The organism is Mycobacterium sp. NGS35 (genome assembly GCF_059812855.1).
In genome coordinates, this window is the sequence record NZ_JCALDL010000016.1 from 1 (window position 1) to 19,809 (window position 19,809).

Consider the following 19,809-nt stretch of genomic DNA (forward strand, 5'->3'; position numbering starts at 1 on the left):
CCGCTGGATCGTCGCCTCAGCGCTGGGCGGGCCGCTGCTGATGACCGCGATCGCGCTGGCGGTGATCCACGACGCCGCGTCGGTGATGACTCAGCTGCAGACGCCGAACGCACTGCGCGCGTTCGGCGGCGTCCTGGCGGTGCATGCGATCGGTGCGCTGCTGGGGGTGGGCTCGCGGATCGGCGTGCGGCTGCTGGCCGCGTGGTCGCTGCCGCTGTGGCTGGCCGACTCGGTGCGGGCGGCGCTCACCGGTGTGCTGGCGCTGCTGGGATTGTCCGGCGCCATCACCGCGGCGTCGCTGATCGTGCACTGGGGCGCGATGCACGAGCTGTACTCGATCACCGACTCGCTGTTCGGTCAGCTGAGTCTGACGCTGCTGTCCGTGCTCTACATCCCGAACGTGGTCGTCGGCACGTCGGCGGTCGCCGTCGGGTCGAGCGCACACGTCGGTGTCGCCACCTTCAGTGCGTTCACGGTCTATGGCGGCGACCTGCCCGCACTGCCGGTGCTGGCAGCCGCGCCGACGCCTCCGCTGGGCCCGATCTGGGTGATCTGGCTGATCGCGGCGGCCGCGGCCGGGGTGGCGGTGGGCCAGCAGTGTGCACGACGGCCGCTTCCGGCGCTGGCCGCATCGCTGAAGCTGCTGACGGCAGCGGCGCTCGGCGCGGTCGCGATGGCGGTGCTCGGCTACGCCGCGGGCGGGCGGCTGGGCAACTTCGGCGACGTCGGCGTGGACCAGGGCACGTTCGGGCCCGCGGTGTTCTTGTGGTTCGCCGGCATCGGGGGGCTCACCGTCGCGATGGCCGGCGGCATCGCCCGGCCCAGACCGAAGCCGAAACCGAAGACCGACGAGGACGCCGAACCGGAGCCAGACCCGGACGCGGACACCGAGGTATTGGACGCCACACCGCCAGATCCACCCACGCTTTCCGGCGACGATTAGGCTGCCAGCGTGCAACAGCCGCTCCACGTGCCGCCCACCGCGCCGGCCCGGCTCGTGGTGCTGGCGTCGGGCACCGGATCGCTGCTGGACTCCCTGCTGACCGCCGCACGCGGCGAGTATCCGGGCCGGGTCGTGGCCGTCGGCGTCGACCGCGACTGCGCCGCCGTCGACATCGCCAAAGCGGCCGACGTGCCCGTGTTCCGGGTGCGGCTCTCGGACTATCCCGACCGCGCCGCATGGGACGCCGCGATCACCGAAGCCACCGCGGAACACCGCCCGGACCTGATCGTCTCGGCAGGGTTCATGAAAATACTTGGGCCACAGTTTCTTTCACAGTTCTTGGGTCGGATCATCAATACCCACCCCGCGCTTCTGCCGGCATTTCCCGGCGCGCATGCGGTGCCCGAATCGCTCGAGTACGGCGTCAAGGTCACCGGCTGCACTGTGCATCTGGTCGACGCCGGAACCGACACCGGACCGATCCTGGCTCAAGAAGTCGTCGAGGTGCGTGACGACGACGACGAGGCAAGCCTGCACGAACGAATCAAGGTCGTCGAAAGACGGCTGCTGGCAGAGGTCATCGCCGACGTGGCCACGCGCGGCGTGACCTGGAGCGGACGAAAGGCAACCATAGGATGACCGCACAGTACGGGCGCAGGCCGATCCGTCGGGCGCTGATCAGCGTCTACGACAAGACCGGTCTGCTACCGCTGGCCCGCGGACTGCACGAGGCCGGGGTGGACATCGTCTCCACCGGCTCGACCGCGAAAACGATTGCCACCACCGGTATTCCGGTGACACCGGTGGAGTTCGTCACCGGGTTCCCCGAGATTCTCGACGGCCGCGTCAAGACCCTGCATCCGATGGTGCATGCCGGACTGCTCGCCGACACCCGCAAGCCCGAGCACCTCACGGCGTTGCACCGCTTGAACATCGAGCCGTTCGACCTCGTCGTGGTCAACCTCTACCCCTTCACCGAAACCGTCGCCTCGGGCGCCGACGTCGACGAGTGCGTCGAGCAGATCGACATCGGCGGCCCTGCGATGGTGCGGGCCGCGGCCAAGAACCATCCCAGCGTCGCGGTGGTCACCGACCCGCTCGGCTACGACGGGGTGCTGGCCGCCGTTCGCACCGGCGGCTTCACGCTGCAAGAGCGAAAGAAGTTGGCGGCGTTGGCTTTTCGTCATACCGCAGAGTACGACGTCGCGGTGGCGTCGTGGATGGAGTCGACGCTCGCGCCCGGCGCCGAGCCGCTGCCGCCCTGGTTCGCCGGGACGTGGCGGCGCTCGGCGGTGTTGCGCTACGGCGAGAACCCGCACCAGCAGGCGGCCCTGTACGTCGACCCGTCGGCGTGGCCCGGCCTCGCGCAAGCCGAGCAGCTGCACGGAAAAGAGATGTCCTACAACAACTTCACCGACGCCGACGCCGCCTGGCGGGCGGCATTCGACCATGAACAGACCTGCGTCGCGATCGTCAAGCACGCCAACCCGTGCGGCATCGCTATCTCGTCGGTGTCGGTGGCCGACGCCCATCGCAAGGCCCACGAGTGCGACCCGGTCAGCGCGTTCGGCGGGGTGATCGCGGCCAACACCACCGTGTCGGTCGAAATGGCCGAGACCGTCGCCGACATCTTCACCGAGGTGATCGTCGCACCGGCGTACGAAGACGGCGCAGTGGACATTCTGGCCCGCAAGAAGAACATTCGTGTGCTGGTCGCCTCCCAGCCCCAGCGGGGCGGCGTCGAGTTCCGGCAAGTCAGCGGCGGGCTTTTGGTGCAGGAGCGCGACGCATTCGGAGCCGTGGGCGACGACCCGGTCAACTGGCAGCTGGTGGCGGGATCACCGGCGGACCCCGCCACGCTCGCCGACTTGAAATTCGCGTGGCGCAGTTGCCGGGCGGTCAAGTCCAACGCGATCGTGATCGCGAAGGACGGCGCGACCGTCGGCGTCGGGATGGGTCAGGTGAATCGGGTCGACGCGGCGCGGCTGGCCGTCGAGCGCGGCGGCGACCGGGTGGCTGGGGCGGTCGCGGCGTCGGACGCGTTCTTCCCTTTTCCCGACGGGCTCGAGACGCTCGCGACAGCCGGGGTGACGGCGATCGTGCATCCGGGTGGCTCGATCCGCGACGAGTTGGTCACCGAGGCGGCGGCCAACGCCGGCGTGACGCTGTACGTCACCGGCGCGCGCCACTTCGCCCACTGAATCGACCGCCGAGTCGAGTTCATCCAGCTCGGTTGGTATAGGCACCACGCCGAGGTGGGTATGGGTCTGGGGTGAAAGTGCGCTCGATGGTTGCCGCGGTAGGTGGAAGTCTGGCTGGGGTGGCAGGTTGGGACCTGCTACAGCGTCGACACACGATCCTCCGGAACTTCCCGGTGGTGGGTCATCTGAGGTTCATCCTCGAAGGCATCGGCCCGGAGCTGCGCCAGTACATCGTCACCGACAACAACGAGGAGAAGCCGTTCAGCCGCGATCAGCGGCGTTGGGTGTATGCGTCCTCGAAGCTGTCCAACCGCTACTTCGGCTTCGGCAGCGACAACGACGTGGAGAACACGCGCAACTACCTGATCCTCAAGCACGCGGCGTTTCCGGTGCTGGCGCCCGACGACGAACCGGTTCATCCCGACCCGGCGATGCCGCTGCCGCCGGCCAAGGTGCTCGGCGGCGCGCGCAAGCGCGCCAAGGCGTTCCGTCCCCAATCGATAGTCAACATCTCGGCGATGAGCTTCGGGTCGCTGAGCGCCGCGGCGATCACCGCGCTGAACAAGGGCGCGGCGATGGCAGGCGCGCTGCACACCACCGGCGAGGGTGGGGTGTCGTCGTACCACCTCAACGGCGGTGACCTGATCTGGCAGATCGGCACCGGCTACTTCGGCTGCCGCAACGAAGACGGATCGTTCAGCTTGCCGCGGCTGCTGGACCGGGTGGCCGAGACGCCGTCGATCCGGGCGATCGAGATCAAGCTCAGCCAGGGCGCCAAGCCGGGACTGGGCGGCATGCTGCCCGGTGCGAAGGTCAGCCAGGAGATCGCCGACATCCGCGGCATTCCGGTCGGCCGGGACTGCAAGAGCCCGGCCGCCCACACCGCTTTTCGTGACGTCGACGGGCTGCTGGAGCTGGTGGAGACCATCGCCGCCGAGACGGGGCTGCCGGTCGGGATCAAATCAGCGGTCGGGGAGGGCCAGTTCTGGCAGGAGCTGGCGGAGCGGATGGCGCGCACCGGCCGCGGCGTGGACTTCGTCACCGTCGACGGCGGCGAGGGCGGTACCGGCGCGGCGCCGCTGGTGTACAGCGACCACGTCGCGCTGCCGTTCAAGTGGGCCTTCCCCCGCGTGTACCGCGCATTCGCGGAGCACGACCTGCACCACGACGTCGTGTTCATCGGCTCGGCCAAGCTCGGCATCATCGAGAACGCGATGCTGGCGTTGGCCATGGGCTGCGACATGCTCAACGTCGCGCGCACAGCGATGTTCGCGATCGGCTGCATCCAGGCTCAGCGCTGTCACACCGGCCGCTGCCCCACCGGGGTGGCCACTCAATCGCGCTGGCTACAACACGGGCTCGATCCAGAGCTGAAGTCGGTGCGCTGTGCGAACTACCTCGCTACCGTCCGTTTCGAGCTGCTGACCTTGGCCCGCACCTGCGGTTATGTGCACCCTGCGCTGGTGCCGCTGGATGCCGTCGAATTGCTCGACACCGACCTGCAAACCGTCCCGGTGTGCAAGGTGTTCAACTACAAACCCGGCTGAGGCTTGCCGGGCCAACCCGACATCGATGCGATCACCCGCCTCATGGCGGACCGGCAGCCTTGCAAGCCCCGACTGCCTTGAAGCCCTCGAGGCCCTCGAGACCTACGCCTGGACGATCACCGGGTCGCCGATGTGGACGGTGTTGTAGTACCACTTCGCGTTGTCCGGGCTGAGGTTGATGCAGCCGTGGCTGACATTCGCGTAGCCCTGCGAATCCACTGACCACGGCGCCGAGTGGACGTAGACGCCGCCGTTGTTGATCCGCTCGGCGTAGTAGGCGGTGATCTTGTAGCCGTCCGGATCGCTCAGCGGAATACCGATGGTGCGTGAGTCCATGACCACGCTTGCTTCCCTGGACAGCACGCTGAAGTTGCCGATCGGCGTCGGCCGGCTGGGTTTGCCCATCGAAGCCGGCATCGTGCGGGCCAACTGTCCGTCGATGCTCACGGTGAACGTGTGCGCCGAGATGTCGGCGACGCCCTGGACGACCGAGCCGGTGGTGATGTCCGTCTTGAACCCGCCCACCGACAGCGGGATCACGCTGTGCGCCGGCCAGTAGGTGTCGGGCTTGAACTCCAGCGTCCTGTCGTCAGGCCAAGAGAACTGACCCGACGGCGCATTGGGCACCCCGACGGAAAACGACCGCTGCGCCGCCGTTCGGTTCGCGACCGGCTGCGCGAAGGTCACAGTCACCGTGGCGGCCACGCCGACGGTTTCCCCGGCTTTCGGCGACACATTGGCCACTGTCAGCGTCGTCGACGTCACCGCGGCCGCGCCGGGCACGGCCGTTGCGACAAGTGCCGTCGTCGCGATCGTCAGCGCCACAAGAGCGCTCTTCACCTTCAGCAAACGCATGCCTCGATTTACCCGAGCGCACGGCAGGCCGAAACATCTGCCACCTGCATGGCTCATCAGCACACCCACCTGTCCCCCCGCACCGAATTGATGACGGACATTAAAAACGATACCGACGCACGGCTCACCGCGAGAGCCGATGAGCAAAGAAGCCACCCGACGCGAGCCGGGAAGCAGCCGCCGTGACGCAGTAGCGTGGAGTGGTGACTCTACCTAACGATCTTCCGCGCACCGTTGCCGAGCTGCGGGCATCAGGTCATCGCGAGCGCAGCGTCAAGCAGGAGATCCGGGAAAACCTGCTCGCCGCACTGGCTGACGGCCGCGATGTGTGGACCGGCATTTTCGGGTTCGACGACACGGTGATTCCGCAGCTCGAGCGCGCGCTGATCGCCGGCCATGACTTCGTGCTGCTCGGCGAGCGGGGACAGGGCAAGACGCGGCTGCTGCGGTCGCTGGAGGGGCTGCTCGACGAGTGGACGCCCGTGATCGCGGGCGCGGAACTGGGCGAGCACCCCTATTCCCCGATCACCCCGGAGTCCATCCGCCGGGCCGCCGAATCGGGCGACGACCTTCCCGTCGCCTGGCGGCACCGCAGCGAGCGCTACACCGAGAAGCTCGCCACGCCCGACACCAGCGTCGCCGACCTCGTCGGCGACATCGACCCGATCAAGGTGGCCGAGGGCCGCAGCCTCGGCGACCCCGAGACCATCGCGTACGGGCTGATTCCGCGCGCGCACCGCGGCATCGTCGCTGTCAACGAACTGCCCGACCTCGCCGAGCGCATCCAGGTGGCGATGCTCAACGTGATGGAGGAGCGCGACATCCAGGTCCGCGGCTACACGCTGCGCCTTCCGCTCGACGTGCTCGTCGTCGCCAGCGCCAACCCGGAGGACTACACCAACCGCGGCCGCATCATCACCCCGCTCAAGGACCGCTTCGGTGCGGAGATCCGCACCCACTACCCGCTGGAGCTCGACGCGGAGGTCGGCGTGATCCGCCAGGAGGCGCACCTGTCGGCTGAGGTTCCCGAATACCTGCTGCAGATCCTGGCCCGCTTCGCGCGCTACCTGCGCGAGTCGCGCTCGATCGACCAGCGCTCCGGGGTGTCGGCGCGGTTCGCGATCGCTGCGGCCGAGACAGTCGCCGCGTCGGCGCGGCACCGCGCCGCCGTTCTGGGCGAGCGCGACGCGGTGGCCCGGGTGATCGATCTGACCACCGTCATCGACGTGTTGCGCGGCAAGCTCGAGTTCGAGTCCGGCGAAGAGGGCCGCGAGCAGGCGGTGCTGGAGCATCTGTTGCGCCGTGCCACCGCCGACACCGCGCAGAAGTTGTTGGGCGGAATCGACGTGGGGCCCATCGTCGCTGCGGTGGAACGCGGTTCGCCCGTGACGACGGGAGAGCGGGTGTCGGCGCGTGAGGTGCTGGCGGCGCTGCCCGAAGTTCCCGCGGTCGCCGCGATCCAGCGCCGGCTGGGTGCGTCGTCAGAGGGTGAGCGCGCCGCCGCGATCGAATTGGCTTTGGAGGCACTGTATTTGGCGAAGCGGATCGACAAGGTTAGCGGCGAAGGGGAGACCGTGTATGGCTAGACGCGGACGCGGCAGGGCGTCTCGCTACTCCGCCTACACCGGCGGTCCAGATCCGCTGGCGCCGCCGGTGGATCTGCGCGACGCGCTGGAGCAGATCGGCCGCGACGTGATGGACGGCACCTCGCCGCGTCGGGCGCTTTCGGAGCTGTTGCGCCGTGGCACCAAAGACTTTCGCGGTACCGACCGGCTGGCCGCCGAGGCCAACCGCCGCCGTCGAGAGTTGTTGCAGCGCAACAACCTTGACGGCACGCTGCAAGAGGTCAAGCGACTGCTCGACGAGGCAGTGCTGGCCGAGCGCAAGGAGCTCGCCCGGGCACTCGACGACGATGCGCGGTTCTCGGAGATGCAGCTGCAGAATCTGCCGCCGTCGCCGGCCAAGGCCGTCCAGGAGCTGGCCGACTACCAGTGGCGCAGCGGCGAGGCGCGGGAAAAGTACGAGCAGATCCGCGACCTGCTGGGCCGGGAGATGTTGGACCAGCGTTTCGCGGGGATGAAGCAGGCCCTTCAGAACGCCACCGACGAAGACCGCCAGCGCGTCAACGAGATGCTCGACGATCTCAACGACCTGTTGGACAAGCACGCCCGCGGCGAGGACACCCAGCAGGACTTCGAGAATTTCATGGCCAAGCACGGCGAGTTCTTCCCGGAGAACCCGCGCAACGTGGACGAGCTGCTCGATTCGCTGGCCAAGCGCGCGGCCGCCGCCCAGCGGTTCCGCAACAGCCTCAGCCCCGAGCAGCGAGCTGAGCTGGATGCGTTGGCGCAGCAGGCGTTTGGTTCGCCGTCGCTGATGCAGGCGCTGAATCGGCTCGACGCGCACCTGCAGGCCGCACGACCCGGCGAGGATTGGACGGGCTCGTCGCGGTTCTCCGGCGACGATCCACTGGGCATGGGCGAGGGCACCCAGGCGCTGCAAGACATCGCCGAGCTCGAGCAGTTGGCCGAGGCGCTGTCGCAGAGCTATGCCGGTGCGACGATGGACGACGTCGACCTCGACATGCTGGCGCGGCAGCTGGGTGACGAGGCGGCGGTCGACGCGCAGACGCTCGCCGAGTTGGAACGGGCGCTGCTGAATCAGGGCTTCCTCGACCGGGGTTCCGACGGTCAGTGGCGGCTGTCGCCGAAAGCGATGCGGCAGTTGGGCCAGACGGCGTTGCGTGACGTCGCTGCGCAGTTGTCGGGCCGGCACGGCGAGCGCGAGACGCAGCGCGCCGGCGCGGCGGGGGAGCTGACCGGTGCAACGCGGCCATGGCAGTTCGGCGACACCGAGCCGTGGAACGTCACCCGCACGCTCACGAATTCCGTTCTGCGCCAAGCAGGTACGGGCGAGGCCGGGCCGCTGCGGATCACGGTTGACGACGTCGAGGTGTCCGAGACCGAGACCCGCACGCAAGCCGCGGTGGCACTGCTCGTCGACACGTCGTTCTCGATGGTGATGGAAAACCGCTGGCTGCCGATGAAGCGCACCGCGCTGGCGCTGAATCACCTTGTCAGCACCAGGTTTCGCTCCGACGCGTTACAGATCATCGCGTTCGGCCGGTATGCGCGCACAATGAGCGCAGCCGAGCTGACCGGCCTCGAAGGCGTCTACGAGCAGGGCACCAACCTGCACCACGCGCTCGCACTGGCGGGGCGTCACCTGCGCCGTCACCCGAGCGCCCAGCCGGTGGTTCTGGTGGTCACCGACGGTGAGCCCACCGCACACCTGGAAGGCGGCTTCGGCAGCAGCGACGAGCCCGCGCAGGTGTTTTTCGACTACCCGCCGCATCCCCGCACGATCGCGCACACCGTGAAGGGCTTCGACGAGGTGGCCAAGCTCGGCGCGCAGGTGACGATCTTCCGGCTCGGCAACGACCCGGGACTGGCCCGGTTCATCGACCAGGTGGCGCGCCGCGTGCAGGGCCGCGTCGTGGTGCCCGACCTCGACGGGTTGGGCGCCGCCGTCGTCGGCGACTATCTGCGCTCCCGCCGCCGCCTCTGATCACCGCGAGCGGGCGTGTCTGCACGTCGACACGCCGCGTCGGCCCGTGCAACAGCGCACCCTCGCGGAGGAGCGAGAGCCGCGGCCTTCAGTGTCTGCGCGGCTTGCGCCTGACGGCGACGCTGCCCCAGAACGAGAAGCCGCGCACCACCACGTGCGGCGCGCCCGGCACGCCGTTCCCCGCCGCGCTGTGGTCGAACGAACCCATCACACCCACGCCTTCGATCTCGACGTTGACCTCCGGCGGCACCAAAATCGTCTGCCCGCCCATGATCGAGTACGCCTTGATCTCGACTTGCGGTGACGTGAAGTCGGCGTAGCGCAGGTCGACGACCCCGCCACCCCACAGCGCGAACGTGGTCAGCCGGCCGGGGACGTTCCAGCGGCCGCGACGCTCGAAGCCGCTCATGATGGCCAGCAGCACGGTCGCCGGCGCCGGGTGGCACGGTCTGCCCGGCTGCCGTGGCCGCAACGCCGCGCCGGGGAGGTCGGCGCTGAGCCGGTCCAGCTCCTCATACGTGCGCGCAGAGTAGACCTTGGCCAACCGGTCCTCGTACTCGTCGATGCCGAGCCTGCCCTGGGCGGCGGCGTCGGTCAGCAACTGCGCGACCTCGATGCGATCGGTGTCGGCGGCCCGCAGCTCGGTGTCTCGCTGAGGCATATTGCTGGTCATCATCGCCGAGCCTACGACGTTGTCCGTGCCGCGCTCTAGAAACCCTCGAGATGGTCTCAGATGGTTCCCGACTGTGACTGCGTCGATGCGATTCTGTGCCGCAGCGGGCGCGCCGCGTCAGTCCAAGTGGGCCGTCAGCAACCACCCGGGCAAGGACTTGCGGCCATTCGGTTCGTCCCTCAGCTCGACGTCGGCCATAGGGGTGAAGCCGTCCGGCACGACGGCGTGGATGCGTGCCGGCCGGATCTCGTCGATCGTCCAGTACTTCGACACCGCGTCGCGAAGCTCGTCGGCAGTGACGGGATTGCCGGGTCCGTTGGGCATCCCCGCGCGGTCGAAGACGAGCACGAAGTACGACGCGCCCGGTGCAGCGGCGCGCACGATCGAACGCTGATAGCCCTCGCGCGCTTCGACCGGTATCGAATGGAACAGTGTGCTGTCGACGATCGTGCCGAACCTGCCGTCGTAGCCCCCGAAGTCGCTGATGTCGGCGACCTCGAACGTCGCGTTGGTCAGGCCGCGCTTGGCCGCTTCGGCGCGAGCCAAGTCGATGGCGGTGGGTGAGAGGTCCAGCCCCACGGTCGTGTGGCCCAGCTCCGCCAGCCGCAACGCAATCGCCGCCTCGCCGCAGCCGACGTCGAGCACGTCGCCGTGGAACATGCCCTTCTCGATCAGAGCGGCCAGCTCGGGTTGGGGCTCCCCGATGCTCCACGGGGGCTTGGCGCCGGAACCGAGCTCTTGAATCTCTCCGCGGTAGAAGGCGTCGAATTCGAAGTCTTGCGGTGCAGTCGTCATGACTCCATGCATATCAATGCGGTTGATATACGTCAATATGGTTGATATGGCAGACGCCGACCAACCGCTGGGCTATCTCATGCATCGGCTCATGGGCGTGCTCCGCCCGGCGGTCGCCGCCGAGCTCAAGCCGCTGGACCTCGGTCTCGCGGAATTCGTCTGCCTGCGCATCTTGGCCATGTCCCCCGGCCGGTCCAACGCGGAGCTGGCCCGCGACACCAACGTCTCGCCACAGGCGATGAACAACGTCTTGCGTTCGCTCGAGGATCGGGGAGCGGTCGCGCGGCCGGCGTCGGTGGCATCGGGGCGTGCCCTACCCGCCGAGCTGACGGCGCATGGGCGCGCGCTGTTGAAGCGGGCCGAGGCCGCGGTTCAGCGCGCCGACGAGCAGGTGCTGGCCAACCTCAGCCGCGCCGAGCAACGGGAATTGCGAAGGCTCCTGGCGGCCGCCGCGTCGCGGCCTAGCCGCTGACCCAACGCGGCGGGCGCTTCTCGAGAAACGCGAGCATGCCTTCGCGGGCCTCCTCAGAAGCGAACAGTCGCGCCGATTGCGCGCTCAGCTTCTCGGCCCGCTCGTCAAAGCCGTCGAGGATCGCCGCCGTCGCAAGGGCTTTCGACTCGCGCAGCCCCTGCGGCGACCCCTTCGCCAGCTCGGCGGTGATCGCGGCGACATTAGCGTCCACGTCGTCGGCGGCGAGCGTCACCAGTCCGATGCGTTCGGCCTCCTCGGCGCCGAACTTCTCGCCGGTGAGAAAGTAGCGCCCGACGGACCGCGGCGTCATCTTCGGCACCAGCGTCAGCGAGATGATCGCGGGCGCGACGCCGATGCGTGCCTCGGTGAGCGCGAACGTGCTGTTTCGTCCGGCGACGACGATGTCGCAGGCGCCGACGAGGCCGAACCCGCCGGCGCGCACGTGGCCGTCGATGGCGCCGACGACCGGTAGCGGCAATTCCACGATGGCCCTAAGCAATTCGGCGAGTTGGCGGGTGCGGGTATCCGGTCCGCCTTGGGACGCCTCCGACAAATCGGCACCCGCACAGAACGTGCCGCCGGTGTGGCCGAGCACCACGGCCCGCACGTCCGGATGGGCCGCCGCGTCACGCAGCCCCTGGTGCAACTCCTGAACGAGCCGCGAGGACAGCGCGTTGCGGTTGTGCGGCGAGTTCAAGGTGACCCGCGCCGTCGAGCTTTCGACCGCGTAGTCGACGTACCTGTTGCCCTTCGCGCTATCGCTCATCGGTGACCAGTCAGTACGAACGCGGCAGGCCGAGGGACGTCTGCGCCACGAAGTTCAGCACCATCTCGCGGCTCACCGGTGCGATGCGCGACAGCCGCGACGCGGTGATCGCCGCCCCGATGCCGTATTCCTTGGTCAACCCGTTGCCGCCCAGGGACTGCACCGCCTGGTCGACCGCGCGCGCCGACGCCTCACCGGCGGCGTACTTCGCGATGTTGGCTGCCTCGGCCGCGCCGGCGTCGTCACCGCTGTCGTACAGCGTGGCGGCCTTCTGCATCATCAGCCGGGCCAACTCGATCTCGATGTAGTTCTGCGCCAACGGATGCGACAAACCCTGGTGCGCACCGATCGGCACGTTCCACACCTGGCGGGTCTTGACGTAGTCGACCGCCTTGCGAATCGCGAAGCGGCCCATGCCAACTGCACTTGCCGCCCCCATGATGCGCTCCGGGTTCAGGCCGGCGAACAACTGGGCGATCGCGGCGTCCTCCGATCCCACCAGCGCGTCGGCGGGCAGGCGCACGTTGTCGATGAACACCTGGAATTGCCGCTCGGGGCTGATCAGCTCCATCTCGATCGGCGTATAGGTGAACCCGGGCGTGTCGGTGGGCACGATGAACAACGCCGGCCGCAACTTGCCGGTTTTGGCTTCCTCGGTGCGGCCCACCACCAGCACCGCCTGCGCTTGGTCGACGCCGGAGATGTACACCTTCTGGCCGTTGAGAATCCAGTCGCCGCCGTCGCGGCGGGCCGTGGTGGTGATGCGGTGTGAGTTCGAGCCGGCGTCCGGTTCGGTGATCGCGAAGGCCATGGTGATCGACCCGTCGGCGATGCCGGGCAGCCACCGCTTCTTCTGCTCCTCGGTGCCGAACTTGCTGATGATCGTGCCGTTGATCGCCGGCGACACCACCATCATCAGCAGCGCGCAGCCTTGGGCGGCCATCTCCTCCATCACGATCGCCAGCTCGTACATGCCGGCGCCGCCGCCGCCGTATTCTTCAGGCAGGTTGACGCCGAGGAACCCGAGTTTGCCTGTCTCGTGCCACAATTCGTCGGTGTGCTGACCGGCACGGGCCTTCTCCAGGTAATAGTCCTGGCCGTAGTTCGCGGCCATCGCCGACACCGCCTCGCGCAGTGCCCGGCGTTCTTCGTTCTCGATGAAGCCGCTGTCGGTCATGATTGCTCCTTGTCTTCGACGTCTTCGACTCGGGCGAGCACCGCGCCGAGCTCGACCTGCTGGCCAACTTCCACTGAAACCTCGGCTACCACACCGTCTTTCGGGGATGCGACGGCATGCTCCATCTTCATCGCCTCCATCCAGACGATCGGCTGTCCGGCGGTGACGATGTCGCCCACCGCGGCGCCGAGCCGGCTCACCGCGCCCGGCATCGGCGCTACGAGGGATCCTGGCTGCAGTGCGGAGCCGGGCTCCGGAAAGCGCGGGACGACGGTGAATTCCGCCGCGGCGGCGGGGGAGTCGACGTACACACGGTCGCCGTGGCGCGCCACGCGATGAGGCCGGTCGACACCGCGGACCCGCAGCACCACTTCGTCCGGAGTCGCCGAGACGAGCTGCACATCGTCGTCGGGAACATGGAGAAGCCCGCGGTCGAACCGATACCGCACGACGTGCTCGTCATCGTCGGATGCATAGCGCTTGACCTGGAAGCCGGACGGCAGGTTGCGCCAGCCCGACGGGACGGACGCCATTGCCGGTGCGGTGGCGCGGTTGTGCGCGGCGTCGGCGAGCGCAGCGGCCAGCGCGCAGTGCCGCACGGTGTCGGAGTCGGCCAGGGCGGTGCTCAACGTCGCGAGGCCGTGGGTGTCGAAGAATGCGGTGTCGGTGTCGCCGGCGAGGAACGCCGGGTGCCGCAACACGTTCACCAGCAGGTCGCGATTGGTGCGCACGCCATGTACGCGGGCTCGTGCGAGCGCGTCGGCGAGCAGTGCGGCGGCCTGCGTGCGGGTGGAGCCGTAGGAGATGACCTTCGCGAGCATCGGGTCGTAGTGCACCGACACCTCAGAGCCGCTGACGACGCCCGCGTCCACGCGGACGCCGGGCCGGGTCAGCGGAGCGAAACTCACTTGCGAGGTCGCGATCTCGAAGGTGTGCAGCGTGCCGGCCTGCGGCTGCCAGCCGCGGGCGGGATCTTCGGCGTAGAGGCGTGCCTCGATCGAATACCCCTGTCCCGCAGGCGGTTCGGGGCTCAGGCGGATACCGTCGGCGACCTGCAGCTGCAGCTCGACGAGATCGCACCCGGTGACATTTTCGGTGACCGGGTGCTCGACCTGAAGCCGGGTGTTCATCTCGAGGAAGTAGAACGCCCCGTCATCGTCGGCCAAGAACTCCACCGTTCCCGCCCCGCTGTAGCCGATCGCCGAGGTCGCCTGTCGCGCCGCGTCGAAGAGCTTGTCGCGCATGCCGGGAATGCGCTCGACGAGTGGCGACGGCGCCTCCTCGATCACCTTCTGGTGGCGCCGCTGAATGGAGCACTCCCGCTCGCCGACCGCCCACACGGTGCCATGCTGGTCAGCCAGCACCTGCACCTCGATATGTCGGCCGCGCGGCAGGTAACGCTCGCAGAACACGGTGTCGTCGCCGAAGGCAGACGCGGCTTCCCGGCGTGCAGCCGCGACTTGGGTTGGCAAGGAAGACAATTCGGTGACGACGCGCATGCCCCGACCGCCACCGCCCGCGGACGCCTTGACCAGCACGGGCAGTTGCGACTCGGTGACGCTGTCGGGGTCGAGTTCCTCGAGCACGGGCACGCCGGCGGCGGCCATCATCTTCTTGGCTTCGATTTTGCTGCCCATTGCTGCCACCGCGGCGACCGGTGGCCCGATCCACGTCAGACCAGCGTCGAGCACGGTGGCCGCGAAATCGGCGTTCTCCGAGAGGAATCCGTAGCCTGGGTGGATGGCGTCGGCACCCGCGGCCTTCGCCGCGGCGATCAATGCGTTTGCCCGAAGATATCCGTCGGTGCCGGGAAGCAGGACGCGGGCGTCGGCCTCGGCGACGTGCGGAGAGTGCGCGTCCGGCTCGGTATACACGGCGACCGTGCGCACGCCGAGGCGGCGGCACGTGGCGAACACGCGCCGCGCAATTTCTGAGCGATTGGCAACAAGAACTGTATGCATGTTCACATCCGGAAGACGCCGAAGTTGCTGGTGCCCTCGACCGGTGCATTGGCGATGGCCGACAGGCACATTCCGAGCACTGTGCGGGTGTCGCGGGGATCGATGATGCCGTCGTCGTACAACATCCCGGACAGCACCATCGGAAGCGACTCGGCCTCGATTTGCGCTTCGACCGCGGCCTTCAGGGCCGCGTCGGCCTGCTCGTCGACCTGCTGCCCACGGGCCTCGGCGGCGGCTCGGCTGACGATCGACAGCACACCGGCCAGCTGCGCCCCGCCCATCACCGCGGACTTGGCGCTGGGCCACGCGAACAAGAAGCGCGGGTCATAGGCGCGCCCGCACATCCCGTAGTGGCCGGCGCCGTAGGAGGCGCCGATCAACAGCGAGATGTGCGGAACCGTCGAGTTGGAGACGGCGTTGATCATCATCGAGCCGTGCTTGATCATGCCGCCCTCCTCGTACTGCTTGCCCACCATGTAGCCGGTGGTGTTGTGCAAGAACAGAAGCGGCGTGTTCGCCCGGTTGGCCAATTCGATGAACTGGGTGGCCTTCTGCGCCTCCTCGCTGAACAGCACACCGCGCGCATTGGCCAAGATGCCGATGGGATAGCCGTGCACGCGCGCCCAACCCGTCACCAGCGACGAGCCGTAGAGCGCCTTGAACTCGTCGAAATCGGAGCCGTCGACGACCCGGGCGATCACCTCCCGCGGGTCGAACGGGGTGCGAAGGTCGGGCGGCACGATCCCCAGCAGTTCGTCGGTGTCGAACAGCGGCTCGCTCACCGGACCCGGTGCCGGTCCGCGCTTGTGCCAGTTCAGCCGCGCGACGATCCGCCGCCCGATCCGGATCGCGTCGAGTTCGTCGACCGCGAAGTAGTCTGCCAAACCTGATGTGCGCGCGTGCATTTCGGCCCCGCCCAGCGATTCGTCGTCGGACTCCTCGCCGGTGGCCATCTTCACCAGCGGCGGCCCGGCAAGAAACACCTTCGAGCGTTCCTTGATCATCACCACGTGGTCGGACATTCCGGGAATGTAGGCGCCGCCCGCGGTCGAGTTGCCGAACACCAGCGCGATGGTCGGAATGCCCGCGGCCGAGAGCCGGGTCAAGTCGCGGAACATCTGGCCGCCGGGGATGAAGATCTCCTTCTGGGTCGGCAGGTCAGCGCCGCCGGATTCCACCAATGAGATCACCGGTAGCCGGTTCTCGAACGCGATCTTGTTCGCGCGCAGGATTTTCCGGAGCGTCCACGGGTTGCTGGTACCGCCCTTGACGGTCGGGTCGTTGGCAACCAGCAGACACTCGACCCCGCTCACCACACCGATCCCGACAACGGCCGACGCGCCAACGGTGAAGTCGGTGCCGTATGCCGCCAGCGGGCTCAATTCCAGGAACGGCGAATCAGGGTCGATCAGCAGCTCGATACGCTCGCGCGCGGTCATCTTGCCGCGGGCATGATGGCGCTCGACGTACTTGGGTCCGCCTCCGGCGAGCGCCTTTTCGAGTTCAACGCCGATTTCGGCGAGCTTGGCCGTCATGGCAGCGACGGACTCGTCGTAGGCCGGCGCGCGGGTGTCCACGGTCGAGCGGAGCACCGTCATGACTGATATCCCAGCGTCTTGGCTGCCAGCGCAGTGAGAATCTCCGTTGTGCCGCCGCCGATTCCGAGGATCCGCATATCGCGGTACTGCCGTTCGACTTCGCTCTCTGCCATGTACCCCAGGCCCCCGAACAGCTGCACGGCTTGGTTCGCCACCCACTCGCCGGCCTCGACGGCGGTGTTCTTCGCAAAGCACACCTGCGGAATGAGATTCGCCTCGCCGGCGTTTGATGTCGCCGCCATCGCGGCTCCGGCAAGCTGCCGCTCCACCACGTTGCGTGTGTACACCCGTGCCACGTCGACCCGGCGCGCCATCTCGGCCAGCGTGTTCTGCACCGACTGGCGCGAAATCAGGGGACGGCCAAAGGTTTCCCGGTTGCGGCACCACTCGGCGGTGATGTCCAGGCAGCGTTGCGCGCTGGAATACGCCTGCGCGGCCAGCCCGACACGTTCTGAGACGAACGCCGCTGCGATCTGCAAGAAGCCGGTGTTCTCCGCGCCGATCAGATTGGCCACCGGTACCCGGACGTCGGTGTAGGACAGCTCCGCGGTGTCCGACGATCGCCAGCCCATCTTGTCGAGCTTGCGGGTGACCTCGAATCCCGGTGTGCCCTTGTCGACCACCAGCAGCGACACTCCGCCCGCCCCCGGCCCGCCGGTGCGTACGGCGGTCACCACGTAGTCCGCGCGCACGCCGGAGGTGATGTAGGTCTTGGCGCCGTTGACGATGTAATCGTCGCCGTCGCGCCGCGCGCTGGTGCGCAAGTGCCCGACGTCGGAGCCCCCTCCGGGTTCGGTGATCGCCAGCGCGCCGATCAGCTCACCGCGCAGCGTGGGCCGGACGTACGTCTCGATCAAGCGTTCGTCGCCCGAGGCGATCATGTGCGGCACCGCGATCCCAGACGTGAACAGCGACGCGAACACCCCACCGGGTGAGCCCGAGTAGTGCATCTCCTCGCAGATGACCAACGAGTCGGCGCCGTCGCCGCCACCGCCGCCGGCCGACTCGGGGAACCCGGCGCCCAGAAGTCCGGCGTCGCCGGCTTTGCGGTGCAGCTCGCGCGGCAGCTCACCGATGCGTTCCCACTCGTCGATGTGCGGCAGTACTTCATGTTCGGCGAAGGCTCGCACGGTTTTTCGCAATTGCTCGCGCTCGGGGGTATGCCAAATGTTCATGTCAACAGTTCTTCCGGGATGTCGATGTAGCGGCTCCGCAGCCATTCGCCGAGGCCCTTGGCTTGCGGGTCGAAGCGGGCTTGGTACGCCACGCCCTCGCCGAGGATGCCGTCGATCACGAAGTTGACCGCACGCAGATTGGGCAGCACGTGACGGGTTACGGGCAGATCGGCCACCTCGGGCAGCAGCTGACGCAGCTTCTCGACCGTCAGCGTGTTGGCCAGCCACCGCCACTGGTCCTCGGTGCGCACCCAAACCCCGACATTTGCGCTGCCGCCCTTGTCGCCGCTGCGGGCGCCGGCGATCACACCGAGCGGCATCCGCCGTGTCTCGCCGAACGGCAGCGGCACGGGCAGAGCGAACGGCGGAACGGCGGCTAACTCCAAAGTTTCGGTGGCCGTGGGTATTTCGACACGACGCCCGTCGGCGTGCACCGCGACATGGGGAACTTGCTCGGCAGGGACGTATCCGGCGGTGAACACGCCGTACACCTGGCCGTCGGCGGGCGGTGCGGTGGTGGTGAACCCGGGATAGCTGGCCAGCGCGAGTTCGACGGCAGCAGAGGAGAATCGGCGTCCGACATTCGCCGGTTCGCGGTCACGGACCACACAGCGCAGCAGCGCGCTGGCGGTCTCCTCGGTGTCGGCGTCGGGATGGTCGGTGCGGGCCAGCGTCCATTCGAGCTCCGCAGGCTTGACAGTCAGCGCCGCCTCGAGCTGCCGGCGAACCAGCGCGGCCTTCGCGTCGATATCCAGACCGGTCAGCACGAAAGTCATCGAATTGCGGAATCCGCCAACGGTGTTCAGGGACACCTTCAACGTCGGTGGTGGCGGCTCACCGCGCACGCCGCTGATCAGCACTCGGTCGGCGCCGTCCTGGGACAGCTCGATGGCGTCCACCCGCAGTGTCACGTCGGGATTGGCGTAGCGTGCCCCGCTGATCTCGTACAGCAGCTGCGCGGTCACGGTCCCCACGGTCACTGCACCGCCCGTACCGGGGTGCTTGGTGATCACCGACGAACCGTCGGACCGAACCTCGGCCAAGGGAAAACCGGGATGGGTGAGGTCGTCGATCTCACCGAAGAATGCGTAGTTGCCGCCGGTGGCCTGAGCGCCGCATTCGATGACGTGGCCCGCGGCGACGGCACCGGCGAGCTGGTCGTAGTCGGTGCGCGACCAGCCGAAGTGCGCGGCGGCCGGCCCGACGACCACCGACGCGTCGGTGACCCGGCCGGTGACGACGACGTCCGCGCCGCTGTGGAGACACTCGACGATGCCCCAGGCGCCGAGATAGGCGTTTGCGGCCAGCGGTGTGCCGAAGCCGAGTTCGGCGGCGCGCGGCAGCAGGTCGTCGCCTTCGACGTGGGCGACGGTCACCGGTACGCCCAGCCGTTCAGACAGGGCGCGCACGGCGTCTGCGAGCCCGGCGGGGTTCAAACCGCCGGCGTTCGCGACGATCCGCACTCCACGGTCGCGGGCCACGCCGAGGCATTCCTCGAGCTGGGTGAGAAAGGTCTTCGCGTAGCCGCGTTCGGGGGATTTGGCCCGGTCGCGGGCCAGGATCAACATGGTGAGTTCGGCAAGGTAATCGCCGGTCAGGAAGTCGAGCTCACCACCGGTCAGCATCTCACGCATCGCCGAGAGACGGTCGCCGTAGAAGCCCGAGCAGTTGCCGATGCGCACGGCGCCGGGTGTGTCGGCCAACGCGTCCTCCTCCCGGGCGGTTTCTCGACCAACCGGTAGGTTAGTCGATGGTTGCGCCAATGAGCAGCCAGGGCTGCGCACCGTAGGGGGGCAGGCGACGCGCGCTTTTGTTTGCGGGCCCGCTCACCAGCTATTCTGAACGGCAATCCCCCCGATCAGATGGAGAAGCTCGATCATGGCTGTGCCGAAGCGCAGGATGTCGCGTGCGAACACCCGGAGCCGTCGCGCGCAGTGGAAGGCCAAGAGCCCTGAGCTCGTCAACGTGACGGTCGCCGGCCAGCCTCACAAGGTGCCGCGGCGCTACCTCAAGGCCGCGCGGCTGGGTCTGATCGACTTCGACAAGCGCTGACACCCTCCATCCGCCCGTCATTCGGCG

The 19,809-nt window shown here is 68.1% G+C and carries 17 protein-coding genes; 8 read left to right on the forward strand and 9 right to left on the reverse strand.

Going from position 1 to position 19,809, the window contains the following annotated elements:
• The 4 genes from AC5Y4C_RS20090 to AC5Y4C_RS20105 all read left to right on the forward strand — a co-directional run.
• A partial coding sequence (locus AC5Y4C_RS20090; protein WP_500008520.1) for a cell division protein PerM occupies positions 1 to 943 on the forward strand: 943 nt, incomplete at its 5' end.
• Positions 944 to 952: 9 nt separating this feature from the next.
• Positions 953 to 1,582: a phosphoribosylglycinamide formyltransferase gene (purN, locus tag AC5Y4C_RS20095; protein WP_499906502.1), complete on the forward strand. Its 630-nt coding sequence runs from the start codon at positions 953 to 955 to the stop codon at positions 1,580 to 1,582.
• The gene (purH, locus tag AC5Y4C_RS20100) at positions 1,579 to 3,144 is read left to right on the forward strand and encodes a bifunctional phosphoribosylaminoimidazolecarboxamide formyltransferase/IMP cyclohydrolase (protein WP_499961684.1); all 1,566 of its coding nucleotides are present in this window, start codon (positions 1,579 to 1,581) and stop codon (positions 3,142 to 3,144) included. Before purN ends, purH begins: the two co-directional genes overlap by 4 nt.
• An 86-nt stretch (positions 3,145 to 3,230) precedes the next feature.
• Entirely contained in the window at positions 3,231 to 4,691 is a 1,461-nt protein-coding gene (locus tag AC5Y4C_RS20105; protein ID WP_499961685.1) for an FMN-binding glutamate synthase family protein, read from the forward strand.
• 102 nt (positions 4,692 to 4,793) lie between these two features.
• Here AC5Y4C_RS20105 and AC5Y4C_RS20110 read toward each other — a convergent pair whose 3' ends face one another.
• The gene (locus tag AC5Y4C_RS20110; protein WP_499907442.1) at positions 4,794 to 5,531 is read right to left on the reverse strand and encodes a L,D-transpeptidase; all 738 of its coding nucleotides are present in this window, start codon (positions 5,529 to 5,531) and stop codon (positions 4,794 to 4,796) included.
• Between the two features lie 218 nt (positions 5,532 to 5,749).
• On the opposite strand from AC5Y4C_RS20110, the gene AC5Y4C_RS20115 reads away from it, so the two are divergent.
• Both AC5Y4C_RS20115 and AC5Y4C_RS20120 read left to right on the forward strand, forming a co-directional pair.
• Complete coding sequence (locus AC5Y4C_RS20115) at positions 5,750 to 7,132, forward strand: sigma 54-interacting transcriptional regulator (protein WP_499906496.1); 1,383 nt, start codon at positions 5,750 to 5,752, stop codon at positions 7,130 to 7,132.
• The gene (locus tag AC5Y4C_RS20120) at positions 7,125 to 9,113 is read left to right on the forward strand and encodes a VWA domain-containing protein (RefSeq protein WP_499906494.1); all 1,989 of its coding nucleotides are present in this window, start codon (positions 7,125 to 7,127) and stop codon (positions 9,111 to 9,113) included. Before AC5Y4C_RS20115 ends, AC5Y4C_RS20120 begins: the two co-directional genes overlap by 8 nt.
• A gap of 88 nt (positions 9,114 to 9,201) precedes the next feature.
• On the opposite strand, the gene AC5Y4C_RS20125 is transcribed toward AC5Y4C_RS20120, so the two are convergent.
• Together AC5Y4C_RS20125 and AC5Y4C_RS20130 are read right to left on the reverse strand one after the other, a co-directional pair.
• Complete coding sequence (locus AC5Y4C_RS20125) at positions 9,202 to 9,786, reverse strand: DUF1707 SHOCT-like domain-containing protein (RefSeq protein WP_499906492.1); 585 nt, start codon at positions 9,784 to 9,786, stop codon at positions 9,202 to 9,204.
• 117 nt (positions 9,787 to 9,903) lie between these two features.
• A complete protein-coding gene (locus tag AC5Y4C_RS20130) occupies positions 9,904 to 10,581 on the reverse strand; it encodes a class I SAM-dependent methyltransferase (protein ID WP_499906490.1) in 678 nt (225 codons plus the stop codon).
• A gap of 37 nt (positions 10,582 to 10,618) precedes the next feature.
• On the opposite strand from AC5Y4C_RS20130, the gene AC5Y4C_RS20135 reads away from it, so the two are divergent.
• The gene (locus AC5Y4C_RS20135; RefSeq protein ID WP_499961686.1) at positions 10,619 to 11,053 is read left to right on the forward strand and encodes a MarR family winged helix-turn-helix transcriptional regulator; all 435 of its coding nucleotides are present in this window, start codon (positions 10,619 to 10,621) and stop codon (positions 11,051 to 11,053) included.
• Here AC5Y4C_RS20135 and AC5Y4C_RS20140 read toward each other — a convergent pair.
• The 6 genes from AC5Y4C_RS20140 to AC5Y4C_RS20165 are packed head-to-tail and all read right to left on the reverse strand — an operon-like array spanning position 11,043 to position 19,412.
• Positions 11,043 to 11,819: an enoyl-CoA hydratase family protein gene (locus AC5Y4C_RS20140; protein WP_499961688.1), complete on the reverse strand. Its 777-nt coding sequence runs from the start codon at positions 11,817 to 11,819 to the stop codon at positions 11,043 to 11,045. The two genes, AC5Y4C_RS20135 and AC5Y4C_RS20140, sit on opposite strands and share 11 nt — an antisense overlap.
• 10 nt (positions 11,820 to 11,829) lie before the next feature.
• On the reverse strand, positions 11,830 to 12,996 hold the full coding sequence (locus AC5Y4C_RS20145) for an acyl-CoA dehydrogenase family protein (protein WP_499906483.1): 1,167 nt from the start codon (positions 12,994 to 12,996) through the stop codon (positions 11,830 to 11,832).
• Positions 12,993 to 14,957 carry an acetyl/propionyl/methylcrotonyl-CoA carboxylase subunit alpha gene (locus tag AC5Y4C_RS20150; RefSeq protein ID WP_499961689.1) on the reverse strand — a complete coding sequence of 655 codons (1,965 nt, stop codon included), beginning with the start codon at positions 14,955 to 14,957 and terminating at the stop codon, positions 12,993 to 12,995. Before AC5Y4C_RS20150 ends, AC5Y4C_RS20145 begins: the two co-directional genes overlap by 4 nt.
• Before the next feature lie 2 nt (positions 14,958 to 14,959).
• Positions 14,960 to 16,549: an acyl-CoA carboxylase subunit beta gene (locus tag AC5Y4C_RS20155; protein WP_499961758.1), complete on the reverse strand. Its 1,590-nt coding sequence runs from the start codon at positions 16,547 to 16,549 to the stop codon at positions 14,960 to 14,962.
• A 2-nt stretch (positions 16,550 to 16,551) separates the two neighbouring features.
• Positions 16,552 to 17,730, reverse strand: a complete 1,179-nt coding sequence (locus AC5Y4C_RS20160) for an acyl-CoA dehydrogenase family protein (RefSeq protein WP_499906479.1) — start codon at positions 17,728 to 17,730, stop codon at positions 16,552 to 16,554.
• Positions 17,727 to 19,412, reverse strand: a complete 1,686-nt coding sequence (locus AC5Y4C_RS20165) for an acyclic terpene utilization AtuA family protein (protein ID WP_499961760.1) — start codon at positions 19,410 to 19,412, stop codon at positions 17,727 to 17,729. Before AC5Y4C_RS20165 ends, AC5Y4C_RS20160 begins: the two co-directional genes overlap by 4 nt.
• Before the next feature lie 196 nt (positions 19,413 to 19,608).
• Here AC5Y4C_RS20165 and rpmF point away from each other — a divergent pair, with 196 nt between their 5' ends.
• Positions 19,609 to 19,782, forward strand: coding sequence for a 50S ribosomal protein L32 (rpmF, locus tag AC5Y4C_RS20170; RefSeq protein WP_499906477.1), 174 nt, complete (start codon positions 19,609 to 19,611; stop codon positions 19,780 to 19,782).
• Positions 19,783 to 19,809: the final 27 nt, after the last annotated feature.